General features: G+C 65.9%; 14 protein-coding genes. 6 read left to right on the top strand and 8 right to left on the bottom strand.

Annotated features, from left to right (window positions below):
• The first annotated feature begins 326 nt into the window (after positions 1–326).
• Positions 327–1,139 carry a class I SAM-dependent methyltransferase gene (locus AC5Y21_RS04855; protein WP_499909970.1) on the top strand — a complete coding sequence of 271 codons (813 nt, stop codon included), beginning with the start codon at positions 327–329 and terminating at the stop codon, positions 1,137–1,139.
• A 250-nt stretch (positions 1,140–1,389) separates the two neighbouring features.
• Positions 1,390–2,640 carry a cytochrome P450 gene (locus AC5Y21_RS04850; protein WP_499909968.1) on the top strand — a complete coding sequence of 417 codons (1,251 nt, stop codon included), beginning with the start codon at positions 1,390–1,392 and terminating at the stop codon, positions 2,638–2,640.
• 4 nt (positions 2,641–2,644) lie between these two features.
• Here AC5Y21_RS04850 and mftG read toward each other — a convergent pair whose 3' ends face one another.
• The 7 genes from mftG to mftA form a co-directional block, all read right to left on the bottom strand.
• Entirely contained in the window at positions 2,645–4,084 is a 1,440-nt protein-coding gene (gene mftG / locus AC5Y21_RS04845; RefSeq protein WP_499909966.1) for a mycofactocin dehydrogenase MftG, read from the bottom strand.
• 14 nt (positions 4,085–4,098) lie between these two features.
• Positions 4,099–5,511: a mycofactocin biosynthesis glycosyltransferase MftF gene (gene mftF, locus AC5Y21_RS04840; protein ID WP_499909964.1), complete on the bottom strand. Its 1,413-nt coding sequence runs from the start codon at positions 5,509–5,511 to the stop codon at positions 4,099–4,101.
• Entirely contained in the window at positions 5,508–6,245 is a 738-nt protein-coding gene (gene mftE, locus AC5Y21_RS04835; protein ID WP_499909962.1) for a mycofactocin biosynthesis peptidyl-dipeptidase MftE, read from the bottom strand. The genes mftF and mftE overlap by 4 nt, the downstream gene beginning before the upstream one ends.
• A 148-nt stretch (positions 6,246–6,393) precedes the next feature.
• The gene (gene mftD, locus AC5Y21_RS04830) at positions 6,394–7,581 is read right to left on the bottom strand and encodes a pre-mycofactocin synthase MftD (protein WP_499909960.1); all 1,188 of its coding nucleotides are present in this window, start codon (positions 7,579–7,581) and stop codon (positions 6,394–6,396) included.
• 2 nt (positions 7,582–7,583) lie between these two features.
• Positions 7,584–8,768, bottom strand: coding sequence for a mycofactocin radical SAM maturase (mftC, locus tag AC5Y21_RS04825; RefSeq protein WP_499909958.1), 1,185 nt, complete (start codon positions 8,766–8,768; stop codon positions 7,584–7,586).
• A complete protein-coding gene (gene mftB / locus AC5Y21_RS04820) occupies positions 8,765–9,085 on the bottom strand; it encodes a mycofactocin biosynthesis chaperone MftB (protein ID WP_499909956.1) in 321 nt (106 codons plus the stop codon). The genes mftC and mftB overlap by 4 nt, the downstream gene beginning before the upstream one ends.
• Positions 9,070–9,159 carry a mycofactocin precursor MftA gene (gene mftA, locus AC5Y21_RS04815; protein ID WP_499909954.1) on the bottom strand — a complete coding sequence of 30 codons (90 nt, stop codon included), beginning with the start codon at positions 9,157–9,159 and terminating at the stop codon, positions 9,070–9,072. Before mftA ends, mftB begins: the two co-directional genes overlap by 16 nt.
• An 87-nt stretch (positions 9,160–9,246) precedes the next feature.
• On the opposite strand from mftA, the gene mftR reads away from it, so the two are divergent.
• Genes mftR through AC5Y21_RS04795 form a run of 4 tightly spaced genes read left to right on the top strand, consistent with a single transcriptional unit; the run spans position 9,247 to position 12,758 of the window.
• A complete protein-coding gene (mftR, locus tag AC5Y21_RS04810) occupies positions 9,247–9,843 on the top strand; it encodes a mycofactocin system transcriptional regulator MftR (RefSeq protein ID WP_499910176.1) in 597 nt (198 codons plus the stop codon).
• A complete protein-coding gene (locus AC5Y21_RS04805; RefSeq protein ID WP_499909952.1) occupies positions 9,840–10,895 on the top strand; it encodes a DUF2332 domain-containing protein in 1,056 nt (351 codons plus the stop codon). Before mftR ends, AC5Y21_RS04805 begins: the two co-directional genes overlap by 4 nt.
• Positions 10,896–10,947: 52 nt before the next feature.
• Positions 10,948–11,481, top strand: a complete 534-nt coding sequence (locus AC5Y21_RS04800; protein WP_499909950.1) for an RNA polymerase sigma factor — start codon at positions 10,948–10,950, stop codon at positions 11,479–11,481.
• Positions 11,478–12,758, top strand: a complete 1,281-nt coding sequence (locus AC5Y21_RS04795) for a VOC family protein (protein WP_499909948.1) — start codon at positions 11,478–11,480, stop codon at positions 12,756–12,758. The genes AC5Y21_RS04800 and AC5Y21_RS04795 overlap by 4 nt, the downstream gene beginning before the upstream one ends.
• A 75-nt stretch (positions 12,759–12,833) precedes the next feature.
• Here the strand turns inward: AC5Y21_RS04795 and AC5Y21_RS04790 are convergent, their stop codons facing one another.
• Positions 12,834–13,994, bottom strand: coding sequence for an NAD-dependent formate dehydrogenase (locus AC5Y21_RS04790; protein ID WP_499909946.1), 1,161 nt, complete (start codon positions 13,992–13,994; stop codon positions 12,834–12,836).
• Positions 13,995–14,112 lie beyond the last annotated feature (118 nt).

The following is a 14,112-nucleotide window of genomic DNA, read 5'->3' as shown; positions in this document are numbered from 1 at the left end:
GTTTACTAGTCGTGGTTCACCGGACCCCGCGCTCGGGCGTGTCACCCGCACGCAGCCTCGGTCGCGGCCAAATTGGTCGCTCGCCAAGGGTGGGACCGGACGCGCCCGCTGTAGGCGCTGGTCGTATGCCCGACCAGGCGCAAACCTGGCGCAGGGCAACCTGAACAGTATGCCTCAGATCGCGGTCGCGGCCAAATTCCGAGCCATCTCGGCTGCGGGTCCGGTGCATCGGCGTCTAGATAGGTCTATAACGCCTGGAAAACGGCTGTTAAGACATCCTGTTGAAGCAGTCCGGCCGAGCGCCGTGACGTGCAACGATCTGTCACGTGGAGAACCAGTATGCCTGGTCGAACACCGATCAGGAACGCGAGCGTCTGGCAGGCCAGGGCGATGTCCTGCGTCCGCCAACCGAAAAGCTGTTCCGGGCCGCAGGCATCGGGCCGGGCGCCCGGGTGCTTGATTGTGGATCAGGCGGCGGCGACGTGTCGATAATCGCCTCGCAGCTGGTGACGTCGTCTGGCGAAGTGCTCGGCATCGACCGTGATGCCGGTAACGTGAAAGCCGCAAATCGCCGCGTGAAAGAGCTTGGTCTGACGCAAGTTCGATTCGAGATTGGCGATATTTCGGATCCTCCGGCCGGGCCTTTCGACGCGATCGTCGGCCGATTGGTGTTGATGTATCAGCCCGAAATCGTGGCTGTGCTGCGGGCTCTGGCCGGTCGCCTCGTTTCTGGCGGCGTGATGGCGTTTCTTGAATACGATCATGCGCCGACTGCCGAGGTGGCGATGTGGCCCCGCAGCGCATCAGTAGACCAGCTGTTTGCCTGGACGGACTTGGCATTTGAAGCGCTTCGAGTGCAGCCGCGGATGGGAACGCGTTTGCCGTCTTTGCTGCGATCCGCTGGCCTCGATCCACAGCTGCCGCATGAGTTGACCGGCGCGGTGTATAGCGGCGCGGACGCGTTGAAGCATGTGACGAGCGTTATGCGTGGGTTGGTGCCGGTGCTGACTGCCTACGGCATTGCTAGCGAGGAAGAGATCGACATCGATACGTTCGCTGAACGGGTCAGTGCCGAATGCGGCCCTGACCCGGTGCTGATCTCGGGTCCAGATATCGCGGTTTGGGCGGTAAAGCCCTAATAGGCCGAGGGGTGGCCCTCAAGTCACAGTGACCACATACATACCGCCGGCTGGTCATTCGACGATCCACGAAGTCGCTATCGCATGTGACATCGCAGCCAGGCATCGTCGAGTGATCGCGGAATGACCGGGGCGCCTGGCGCCCTTGCATCATTCGCGAATCCTTCGCGAATCCATTGACGGTGAGCCGAGCCTGCCAGATCAGATAAGCCACTACCCATATAGGCGACTCATCGCCGAGACTCGACGCATGAGCACACCGATCGTGGACGAAGCGGCCAACATTTTCGCCGATCCAACCTCCTACACCGACGAACCGCGGCTGCATGCGGCGATGGCCCACCTGCGTGCCCACGCCCCCGTAGCGCTCGTCGACCGGCCCCCGTTCCGGCCGTTCTGGGCGATCACCAAACACGCGGACGTGATGGAGATCGAGCGCGCCAACAACCTGTTCGTGAGCGCGCCGCGGCCGCTGCTGGCGACAGCCGAGGCCGACGATCTTGGCAAACAGCTGCTGGACGCCGGAATGGGGTTGCGCACGCTGGTCCACATGGACGACCCGCAGCACCGGGTGGTCCGCGCCATCGGAGCGGACTGGTTTCGGCCCAAGGCGATGCGGGCGCTGAAGGTCAGGGTGGACGAACTGGCCAAGATCCACGTCGACAAGATGCTGGAAGCCGGTTCCGAGTGCGACTTCGTCGCCGAGATCGCCAAGCACTACCCGCTCTACGTAATCATGTCGCTGCTTGGCCTGCCGGAATCGGACTTCCCGCGAATGCTCAGCCTCACCCAGGAACTCTTCGGCGGTGACGACAGCGAGTTCCGGCGCGGAACCACTCCGGAGGAACAACTCAACGTGCTGCTCGAATTCTTCAACTACTTCAACGATCTCACCGCGTCACGCCGAGCCAACCCGACCGAAGACCTGGCATCGGCGATCGCCAACGCCCGCGTGGACGGCGAGCCGTTGAGCGACATCGACACAGCGTCCTACTACGTGATCATCGCTACCGCCGGCCACGACACCACCAGCGCGACCATTGCCGGCGGCCTGCACGCACTGATCGAAAACCCCGACCAACTAAAGCGATTGACCGACAACCCCGACCTGATGCCACTGGCCACCGAAGAAATGATCCGCTGGGTGACACCGGTCAAGGAATTCATGCGCACCGCCACCGAGGACACCGTCATCCGTGGAGTACCCGTCGCCCAAGGCGAGTCGGTGTACCTGTCGTATGTCTCCGCCAATCGCGACGAAGACGTGTTCGACGAGCCACTCCGCTTCAACGCCGGACGAGATACCAACAAGCACTTGGCTTTCGGCTACGGCGTGCACTTCTGCCTGGGCGCCGCACTGGCCAGAATGGAGATCAACAGCTTCTTCACCGAGCTGTTGCCGCGGCTGAAATCCATTGAGCTCAACGGTGAACCCCAACTCATCGCCACCACCTTTGTCGGGGGACTCAAACACTTGCCGATTCGCTATTCGCTGCGGTAGTGGCTCACCGCATGAATTCCGCCGCGCGGTGTGCCAGCATCACGATCGTCGCGTGCGGCCCACGGCTGGGAACGACCGGCAGTACGGAACCGTCGATCACCCAGAGGTTTTCGATGCCGCGGACCCGACACCGATGATCGACGACGGCGCGCTGGTCGGTATCTCCGCCCATCGGGGCGCTGCCGCAAAGGTGCTGCGATGTCGACCATACGGCTGGACCGATGTGCGTTGCCGCACTGCAGAGTTCGCGGGCGAGTTCACTGCCCTGCCGCAGCAGCGCGACGTCCGCCGGCTCGCTGTCGTAGCGGTGCTCGATCCGCGGCGGCACGACGGGATCGGCCGAGACCAGTATGATGCGTCCTCGTGACCGCGGCCGCATCAACGCCACGCCGATGTGCGGCCAGTCGCGATGTCCCGCAGTGCCGTCACCGGTCATGGCTACGAAACCTCCTGTGTAAGGCCGAATCTCGACGCCATCGGTGGTACTCAGCACGACCTCCAGCACCGGACGATCCACGGCCACCGCCCAATTGGTGGGCATCACCCACTCTGGGTGGTCACTGCACTGCAGCCCAACCGGCAACGCCGCGATCACCTCGACGCCGGCGGCCCGCAGCATCGCCTCTTCCCCGACACCCGAGAGCATGAGCAGATGCGCGGATTGGATCGCTCCCGCGCACAGCACAACCCGGTCGGCGGTCAGGACCGCCGGTCCCTCGGGACCAACAGCGTCGACACCCACCACGGCGGCGGCGGAGAATCGCAGCCGCACAGCCCGCGTCTGCGCCAACAGGGTCAGATTGGGCCGACTCAGCGCGGGTAACAGATAGCCTGCCCCCGAGCCGGTGCGCACGCCGTCGACGATGTTCAGCGGGATCGCACCCACGCCCGAAGGCAGCTCCGGCCCCACATCGTTGAGGTCGGGTATCCAGGGAAAGCCGGCGCGATCGGTTGCGGCCACGAAAGCTTCAGTGGCGCCGGTCATGTCGTGTGTTCGGCGAACGCGGATCGGGCCGCTGCGGCCGTGGGCGGGGGTGTCGAAATCGAGGTCAGTCTCGATAGCCCGGAAGTGCTCGAGAACGTCTGCCCATGCCCAGCCGGGGATCTTGCTGCGGTCGAAGTCGCCGGGTAGCCCACGGCAGAAGTAGCCGCCGTTGACCGCGCCGGAACCGCCGAGTGTCGCTCCGCGCACGATCGGCACCTGACGGGCAGGTTGGTCGGTGAGCTTCGTCAGGTAGCGGTGGACCAGTGGGCTGCGCACCCCGATCGGAAGTTGCAGCCCGTTTGCGGTCTGAGCCAGCAACCCCGGGTCGGCGAGTCCGGGGCCGGCCTCCAGGACGGTCACGGCACAGTGGGAATCGGCGGAAAGGCGCTCGGCGACAACAGATCCAGCACTGCCGGCACCGATGATCAGCACATCGCTGTGCGCAACGGCAGCAGTCAACGCCGACGCGCCGGTCAGGTCCGAATAATCGGTTTGAGTGCGCCGATATTGCGTTCGCGCACCACCCCGGTCCACAACCCGATGCCGTAGGCCAGGTCGTCGACGCGTTTGAGCAACAGGTAGGTGAACAGGCCGATCGGTTCGGCATCATCGCCGACGGCATCCCTGCGGAGCAGCCAGTCGACTACGCCGTCCACGACGGCCGCGATCAGGACCACCCACCGACACCGCCGCGACACTATGGCCGCAAGCAACGCCACGGGCCAGTAATGCCGGCAAATGGCCGATGCCAGTTGTAGCGCCGCCGCCCACAGGCCGCGGGTGGCGATCACGAGAACATCTTGGAAGGAAGTATCGGCTTTGCGCATCGCCTTGGCGATCCGGCGCCCAGTCAGGAAGGCCATCACCAGCGACACCAGCTGAGCAACGCTAGTCCCCAGGGCCGCCAGGATCCAGACCATCAGCGCCCCGCCGGAGATCACCAGGGGGGACGTCTTGTCCGGATGACGCACCGACAGCGGAGCCGCCGAGCCGCCGTAAAACGCCTTGCGGGCAATCCAATCCTTCAATTCGATGCGGTGATCGTGGGCAACCAGCGCGATCGGCTCGTAGCGCAGCCGGGCGCCGGCTTCGATGAGCCGCCAGCACAGGTCGACGTCTTCGCCGGACTTCAGCGTCTCGTCGAACCCGCCGACGTCGCGAATGGCCGCACTGCGGCAGATGATCGCCGCGCTGGGAACGTAGGACACCGTGCTGTGGGGCAACACCGGCGCCTCTCGCTGACCGAGGTCCAGTGACGAGCGCACCGCCTCATAGCGAGCGACCAGATTCTCGCTCTGCGACAGACCGACGATGCGCGGTGCGACCAGCGCGACCGTCGGGTCGCAGAAATGCCCGAGCAGCGCCTCCAGCCAGCCACGCCGCGGCGACACATCAGAATCCATGAATGCGACGAAGTTGGTGCTGCATGCGGCGAGGCCGGTGTTGCGCGCCGCCGCCGGCCCCTTGCTGCGGTCGTGTCGGAGCACCTCGACGTCGCAGTGCGCGCCGAAGAAGTCATCGGGCTGGACCGGGCAGTGCGAACCGTCGTCCACCACGATGACCCGTAGACCCCGCAACGTAGACACCAGACGCCGCACGCCGGAAGTGTTGTCCCGCACCGGAATAACCACGGTCACGTCACGGTGCGACGGGCCACCGGCGGGCCGGGGATGGGCTACCGTGGCATCGAGCAGAGTGCGGGCCAGTCGGGCGCTGACCTCGTCGCGCACCTTCAGTCGGCCGTCGGACAGCATGTCTTGGGCGGCGGGCGCCAGCTTCAGCAAGCGGGTGGGCGAACCACCCAGCAGTGCGGAACCGTCGCCGAGCACCCGCACGCGGCGGTCGACCTGAACGGCGAACCCGTCCGGAAGCCGCGGGGCGGTCATGTCAGCAACCCGTCCGGCCCGGGCAACCACCGGGTGACTCGACGTGCACACTCGTCCACCATCTCGCCGAAGATGAGACTCCCGTCGGCGGCGGTCGCGGTTGTCGGGTCACCCAGCACGCCGATCGGGCTGACCGCCGCGACCCCTCCCCGGCGCATCGCCGGGAGCAGTTCGTGCAACGGCGCACCGTTGCCGGCCAGGCGCCGGTCGGTGAGTACATCGTCCGGCGAAATGTGCAGCAGCAGGGAAGTTTCGGTATGGCCGGCATGGACGTCGCCGCCGGCGACGGTGCACGGGCACCACCCGGCGTCGCGGCCTTCGGTCCGCAGCGTGCTCACTGCGCGGTTCAATGCGGCGATATTGCCGCCGTGGCCGTTGACGAAGACCAGGCGCTGGGTCCAGCAGGCGGCCGACCTGCCGTACTCCACCAGCACGGTGGTCAGGGCCTCGGTACCGATGGAGATCGTTCCGGTGAACTCCTGATGCTCACCGCTGGCGCCGTAGGCGATGGCCGGTGCCACCAGCCACTCACGGCCATCGTCGAGCACGGCCGCGGCAGCTCGGGCAACCTCGGTAGCGATGCGCGTGTCCGTGTCCAGCGGCAAGTGTGGGCCGTGCTGTTCAGTGGACCCCAGGGGGATCAGTATTGACGGCGACATGCTTGGCAACTGGCTCGACGTCATGCTTCCCAGTTCGCCGCGTAGGGGCACTTGCCGATGGTAGGACGAATTCACCTCTCGTGCACCAATTGTTCTATCATCTATTGAAATTTTCTGTCGGTCCGCTAAACGGCAACCAAAATTTTCGACTCGTGCGCCACCACTGCCACGCCCGTATCAGAATTGTCAGGAACGCATATTTACAGCCGGCGGGTTGTGCGGGCTAGGCGTCCGTGGACGGCGCACCGAGCGCGCGGGCAAATCCCGCCGGAATCAGGATGTCGTCCGGGCTCAGATCGTGGACCGAGGAATGCCCGAGGCCCATCAGCGCCGAGTCGATACCTCCGCGCAGGATGTCGAGAACGTTCTCGACGCCGGGCTGGCCTTCGGCGGCCAGGCCCCACAGGTACGCACGCCCGATCATGACGGCCCGCGCTCCCAGTGCCACCGCCTTGACGACGTCGCTGCCCCGCCGGATGCCGCCGTCCAGCAGCACCTCGACCTGGTCGCCGACCGCCTTGGCCACCGCGGGCAGGGCGCGGATCGAGGCGGGTGTGCCGTCCAGGTTGTTGCCACCGTGGTTGGACACCGATATCGCCGAAACACCGGCATCCACTGCTCTTTTGGCGTCATCGAGTCGCATCACGCCCTTGAGCATGAACGGTCCGCCCCACAATTCCCGCAACCAGGCGATGTCCTCCCAGGTCGGCGGCGGTGTGCCCATCCACTCCCCGTAGGCGGCAAAGAACGGCGGACCCAGTTCGCCGCGGCGGCCCTGATTGGGCACCCGCAGGTCCGGTGGCCGTAGCGTCTTGCCGAACTTCCACAGCCATCGCGGCTTGGTGATCGCCTCCGGTGCCATCCGCAGCATGGTCCGCAGATTCATCTGCTCGGGAATCTTGGGGCTACCCCAGTCGCGCCCGTGCGAGAACGTCCAGTCGGTGGTGACGATCAGTCCGGCCGCACCGGCCTGGCGCGCCCGTTCGACCCGCTCGGCGATCGCGTCCCGCCCGCCGAGCCAGTACACCTGGAAGAAGAGCTTGGGGTTGGCGGCGATCACCTCCTCGATGGGTTTGCTGGCGAACGACGACAAACCCATCGCCGTTCCCCGCGCCGCCGCGGCACGCGCGACCGCCACTTCGCCGTCTGGGTCGACCGCCTGGACACCGGTTGGCGAAATGATTACCGGAAGCGAAATCTCTTGGCCCATAACGGTGGTCGACAGGTCGCGTTTTTCCACCACGCCAACCACATGGGGAGCGAATCCGAGTTCACTGAACGCTTCGACATTGTCAGCGACCGTAATGCCTTTTTCGCTGGCCGAAATTAGAGACGAATAAACCGATTTCGGCAGTCGTCGCTTAGCGCGCTGCTGGGCGATGGCGACTGTTTCAAACCATTGGTCGGCCATGGTTATACGGGACTTTCGTTGCAGAGACGTGTCGGCGGACGCACAGTCAGCGTCAGGGGCACGGGCTCGCGGATTCGTTGCCCGCGCGAGTGGTCGACACGGGGCCGCGGTGCATCACGCTCCCGCGCCAGCGCAGGCGCGCCGTGTCCTTGCACGCATTCGGGATCCGGTCCGTCCAACGGCAAGCCGGTGAAGAACTTCGCCGCCATACAGCCGCCGCGGCAGCTGTCATAGTGCCCGCAGCTGCCGCAGGCACCCGCGGACTGGGGTTCACGCAGCTCGCGGAACAGCGGCGCGTTCTTCCAGACATTGTCAAAGCCACCCTCGGACAGAACGTTCCCGGCCAGGAAGCGGTCATGGATGGCGAATGGGCAGGCGTACACGTCGCCGACGGGGTCGATCAGACAGACCACCCGGCCGGCTCCGCACATGTTCAGACCGGCCAGCGCACCGGACTCGCCGAGCGGCGACAGATGGAAGAAGGAGTCACCGGTGAGCACCCCCTCCCCCTTGGCGACCAGCCAGTCGTAGAGCGCGATCTGCTGTTCGGCGGTGGGATGCAGCTCGTCCCACACGTCAGCGCCCCGCCCCGACGGCCGCAGCCGGGTGATCCGCAAGGTGGCGCCGTAACGGCTTGCCAGCGCGGCGAATTCGTCAAGCTGCCCGACGTTGTGGCGGGTGACCACCACGGAGATCTTGGCCCCTCGGAACCCCGCGCCGGCAAGGTTCTCCAGCGCCCGCACCGCCATGTCGAACGACCCGGCGCCGCGAACCGCGTCGTTGACTTCGGCGGTGGCACCGTCGAGCGAGATCTGAACATCCACGTAGTCGCTGGCCGCCAGCCGCGCCGCGACCTCGGGCGTGGTCCGGACGCCGTTGGTCGAAAACTTCACCCCGACGTGATGCGCGGTGGCGTAGTCCACCAGCTCCCAGAAGTCCGGGCGCACCGTCGGTTCTCCGCCGCCGATGTTGACGTAGAAGACCTGCATGCGCTCCAGTTCGTCGATGATGTCCTTGCATTGCCGGGTGGACAGCTCTCGTGGATCGCGCTTGCCCGACGACGAAAGGCAGTGCACGCAAGCCAGATTGCAGGCGTAGGTGAGTTCCCAGGTGAGGCAGATAGGCGCGTCCAGGCCGCGTTCGAACTGCTCGATGAGCCGTGGGACTCGCGCTGTCGGGGTGCTCACACGTTCTCCTTAGGCACCAGCATGTTGGAGTCGGCCAGCACCCCCAGGGCGTGTAGGTAGGGATCCTGGCTGGAATCGTCGACGCCCGCGGCACGGCAGGCGGACCGTACGTCGGGATGCTCGTCCAGCGTTCGCACCACGCTGAGGATGGTGCGATTCTTCAAAAACGACAGCTTGCGCGTGCCGAAGTGATAGAGCAGGGCGCCGAACGGCTCCGGCCGAACCGCCACCTGGGGATGCAACCGCCAGCCGCGCTCGGGGTCGAACCCGCTCGTCGTGGCACGCGCGGGCGCAGACACGGTCAGTAGACCCCGCACATCCCGTCGATGGACACCTCTTCAACGAGAGTTTCGGTGACGAGTTCGGTTTCGGTCTCGGTCTCGTGGTCCACGTGGATTTTCCTCCCTCGGGTCTCGACAAGGATGAGTCGATCTGGACACAATATGGCATCGAGTGCCGAAACGGAAGGGCGGGTCTGATGTTGCCGCAGTCGCGGGTGGGCCGGCGCCGCTCGACGACGCCGAACCACATCAGCGACGTCGGCATCGACCTTTTTGCCGCGCGGAGCTTCGCGGAGGTGAGCGTCGACGATGTCGCACACGCCGCCGGCATCGCGCGACGCACACTCTTCCGTTACTACGCCTCCAAGAACGCAATCCCCTGGGGGGACTTCGACACTCACCTCGCGCACCTGCGGGACCTGCTCGACAATATCGGCGACCGGGTTCCGCTGGGTGAGGCGCTGCGGTCTGCGCTGTTGGCGTTCAACACCTTTGACGAGTCAGAGACCGCGCGGCACCGCCAGCGCATGCGGGTCATCCTGCAAACCGAAGAGCTGCAGGCCTATTCGATGACTATGTATGCGGGCTGGCGCGAGGTGATCTCCGCGTTCGTCGCCGCACGGCTGGGCGTCAAGACCGCCGACCTTGTGCCCCAGACCGTCGCCTGGACCATGCTGGGCGTTGCTCTGAGCGCCTATGAGCACTGGCTGAGCGACGAATCCGTCCCGTTGCCGCAGGCACTTGGGAACGCATTCGACGTCGTCGCCGCCGGACTGAACGGTCTGGGCGCGTGAACACCGAGCACCTGGTGCACACCCTGCGGTCGCAGGGGCGATTCTGCGGGACATCCGGCTCCACCATGTACGACGAGCTATTCGAGCGGGTCGCCGACGACGTGGAAGCCGGCGGTGTCTTTGCCACCATTCTGGCCGGCCAGGAAGATGCTCCGTCGCGCCAAGCGGTGCCGCTGCGACTGCTCGGCGGCCTGCACCGGATGGTGCTCGACGGCCGGGCACCCGCATTGCGCCGCTGGTATCCCAGCATCGGCGGAACATGGGACGCCGACGCCGCGTGGCCGGAGATCGCCCGCAGCGCCGCCGACCACACCGGCGCGCTGCGCGCGGCTCTCGACCAGCCACCGCAGACCAACGAGGTGGGCCGCTCTGCCGTGCTGATCGGCGGACTGCTGCGCGTCAATCACGGATTCGATTTGCCGGTAAGGCTTTTCGAGATTGGATCCAGCGCCGGCCTGAACCTGCGCGCGGATCACTACCACTACCGTCATGACGGTGGCCAATGGGGACCGGCCGACTCGCCGGTGATCATTGACGACGCCTGGCACGGCACGCCGCCACCGGAGGGCGCGGTGCGGATCGTCGAGAGGCACGGGTACGACATCGCGCCCTTGGACGTTACGGACGTCACCGGCGCCGACGGGGAAATGACCCTGCTGAGCTATGTGTGGCCCGATCAGCGCGCACGGCTGGACCGGTTGCGCGGCGCCATCGCGGTCGCCCGAACGGTTCCGGCGCGTCTGGTGCGCGAGACGGCGGGCGATGCGGTGGCCGGGCTGACCCTGACCGACGGCGCGTTGACCGTGCTGTGGCATTCGATCACCTGGCAGTATCTGTCCACCGATGAGCGGGCGGCGGTCAGCGAGGGCGTCGACGCATTGGCCCGCCAAGCCGACGCTCGGTCGCCGTTTGCGCACTTGACCCTCGAGCCCGCACGCGAAGGTTCCGACGGCGCACTGAAATTCCTGGTGCGCGTCCGCACCTGGCCGGGTGGCGAGTTGCAGGTGCTGGGTGAATGTCATCCGCACGGGCCGCCGGTGAACTGGCAATAGAATTTTCCGATGACCCCGTCGGATTTTGCGTCGCCACGGCGACGATAAGAGTGTGAGCACCGAAGCGGACGACCGATCCGATGCTCGACGTGCGCTATTGGCGCTGTATGACGAGGCGCTGCCGGTGGTGTACGGCTACTTCGTGCGGCGGTGTGGCGATCGCGGGACTGCCGAGGATCTGACCTCGGAGACGTTCCTGGCGGCGATGGACGCGGCGCGAAAAGACGATCCGCCGCCGATTGCGGTTCCGTGGTTGCTCGGCGTGGCACGGCACAAACTGGCAGACCACTATCGGCGCCGGCCCGATCGGCTCGCCGTGCCGGTTGCCGAACTGCCAGAGCCAGTCCTTGACGCAGCCGGGCGGATCGACGAGTGGGATGCCGAGCTGAATCGCCTAGTCGCCGAAAGCGTGCTGGCCCGGCTGACCGAGCCACACCGGACGGTACTGGTGCTCCGTTATATGGATGACTGCACGGTCGGTGAATGCGCGCAACTGATCGGGCGCACCGTGCATGCCACCGAGGCGTTGCTGGTCCGCGCCCGGAAGGCGTTCAAACAGGAGTACCCGGAAGGAGGCACGTCATGAGTCAGCGCGACCACCGTGACCCACTCAGCGTGCTGCACACCGATGACCTTCCGGTGCAACCTGATCCGGCTTTCGCCGCGCGACTGCGCCGGCGCCTGGAATCCGCATTGTCAATGCCGAAGGGAGTTCTCATGAGCGACACCGCCACTGCGATTTCCGAATTGACCGAGCCAGCAGCAGCCGTCGACCGGCCGCCGCGGCCCGCGGCACTGCCCTACCTGGCCGTGGCGAACGCGCGTGCGGCGATCGCGTGGTACACCGATGCCTTCGACGCCGTCGTGGTCGGCGAGCCGATCGTTATGGGCGATGGGCGAATCGGGCACGCGGAAGTCGCGATCGGCGACGGTGTACTGTACCTGGCCGACGAATATCCCGAACTCGGGTTGAAAGCCCCAATGCCGCGGGCTGTTTCGGTGAGCCTGATGCTCCATGTCGCCGACACCGATGCCGCTTTGCAGCAGGCCCGCGAACATGGCGCCACCGTCGAGCGCGAGACCTACGAGAACTACGGCGCGCGCAACGCGACCATCGTCGACCCGTTCGGTCACCGGTGGATGCTCAGCGGTCCGGTGGCTACGCCTGTAGCCGGCATCCGGCACGGGGACATCGGATATGTGTCGGTATGGGCGCCCGACGCCGACCGGGCGGCCGCCTTCTACGGGCAGGTGCTCGGCTGGACTTATGATCCCGCGTCGCACCGGGTGACGAATACCGAACTGCCGACCGGCATTTCGGCGAGCGACGACGAGGCCACGCTGTTCTGCTGTTACGCAGTCGAGGATGTGCAGGCCGCGCGCGCTGCGATCCTCGAAGCGGGTGGCGTGCCGGGCGAAATCGAGGACAGGGAATACGGCGTGCTGCTCGACGCCGTCGACCCGCAGGGCGCGGCGTTCGCCGTCTACCAGCCGGCCGGCGGCCAGAAACGCCCGGAACTCAACGGATCCGGGCCGGGTGAGCTGTCGTATGTCACCTACCAGGTGCCGGATTCGGCCGCGTTCCGCGACTTCTACGGCCGGGTGTTGGGCTGGACCTTCGAGCCCGGCCGGGTGGCGGACGGCTGGCAGGTCCAGGACGTCCACCCGATGGCCGGCGCCGCGGGCGGCAGCACGCGGCCGATCACCGTGCCGATGTGGACCGTGGCGGATATCGACGCGGCAGTGGCGCGGGTTCGCGAGGCCGGCGGCACAGTGCTGGCCGAACCGTCCCGTCAGCCGTACGGAGTCACCGCCGAATGCGCCGACGATCAGGGCGCCCGCTTCTACCTGGGCCAGTTCTAAAGGTTGCGCGAGCAGACGCAAAAGCCCCCGACACGCCGGGCGTACGGGGGCTTTTGCGTCTGCTCGCCTTAGTTCTTACGTGCTCGCGGTGTAGGAACGCGCTCCCGTGCCGGCCAGTTCGCCACCGGACACGATCAGGTACTCGTCGCGAATAGCGGTGCCGGCAAAGTAGCTTTCCAGAATCTCGCGGGTCCCCGCGGCGTAGCGGGTCTGCGCCGACAACGTCGACCCGGAAGTGTGGGGCGTCATGCCCTGATGCGGCATGGTGCGCCACGGGTGGTCCGCGGGTGCGGGCTGCGGGTACCACACGTCGCCCGCGTAGCCGGCGAGCTGGCCACTGCGCAGCGCGCGCACCACAGCGTCGCGATCGACGATGAGGGCCCGCGCGGTGTTGATGAGGTAGGCGCCGCGTTTCATCGTCGAAATCAGCTCGTCGTCAAACAGTCCCCTGGTTTCGGGGTGCAGCGGAGCATTGATCGTCACCACGTCGAGATGGGGAACCATTTCGCGTACCGACGCGTGGTAGGTCAGGTTCAGCTCGGCTTCGACACCGGCCGGCAGACGTTGCTTGTCGTAGTAATGCAGACCCACGTCGAACGGCGCCAGCCTGCGTAGCACCGCCAAGCCGATCCGGCCGGCGGCCACCGTGCCGACCTGCATGCCTTCCAGGTCGTAGGAGCGCTGTACGCAATCGGCGATGTTCCACCCGCCGTCGAGCACCCATTGATGGGCCGGAAGGTAGTTGCGCACCTGCGACAAGATCATCATCACCACGTGCTCGGCCACGCTGATGCTATTGGAAAATGTCACTTCCGCGACGGTGATGCCCGCACCGATGGCCGCGTCGAGATCAACGTGGTCAGAACCGATTCCGGCGGTGATGGCAAGCTTGAGCTTCGGTGCCCTGGCGATGCGTTCGGCCGTCAAGTAGGCCGGCCAGAACGGCTGTGAGATGACGATCTCCGCGTCGGCGAGGTGTTGATCGAACACCGAGTTGTCGCCGTCTTTGTCCGAAGTGACGACCAGCTCGTGGCCCAAACCTTCCAGGTACGCGCGCAACCCCAATTCGCCCGACACGCTGCCGAGCAACGCGCCTGGTATGAAATCGATCGCCGAGGGCGTCGGTAGCGTCTGTCCGTCGGGGTACCGGTCGAATTTCGGTAGACCATCACGCGCGTACGTAGTCGGGTAGCCGTCGGCGGGGTCGTCGTAGAGCACACATAGAACCTTGGCCACGAGTTGCTAATTCCCTTCTCGTCGGGGTGATTTCGGACCCGTCGATCGGACGACGCTAACCCGTCCGCGGGACGGGCGGCAACGGATCGGTATTTGGAATGTGACATGCTGTGATAGT

It is taken from the genome of Mycobacterium sp. NGS41, assembly GCF_059812725.1.
This window is presented reverse-complemented; position numbering and strand designations above follow the sequence as displayed.

What these genes read in the sequence shown, in the direction of transcription:
- AC5Y21_RS04795 (WP_499909948.1), top strand. Translation starts at nt 11,478, where the DNA reads ATGAGTCAGCGCGACCACCGTGACCCACTCAGCGTGCTGCACACCGAT.
- AC5Y21_RS04850 (WP_499909968.1), top strand. Translation starts at nt 1,390, where the DNA reads ATGAGCACACCGATCGTGGACGAAGCGGCCAACATTTTCGCCGATCCA.
- mftR (WP_499910176.1), top strand. Translation starts at nt 9,247, where the DNA reads ATGTTGCCGCAGTCGCGGGTGGGCCGGCGCCGCTCGACGACGCCGAAC.
- mftF (WP_499909964.1), bottom strand. Translation starts at nt 5,511, where the DNA reads ATGACCGCCCCGCGGCTTCCGGACGGGTTCGCCGTTCAGGTCGACCGC.
- mftD (WP_499909960.1), bottom strand. Translation starts at nt 7,581, where the DNA reads ATGGCCGACCAATGGTTTGAAACAGTCGCCATCGCCCAGCAGCGCGCT.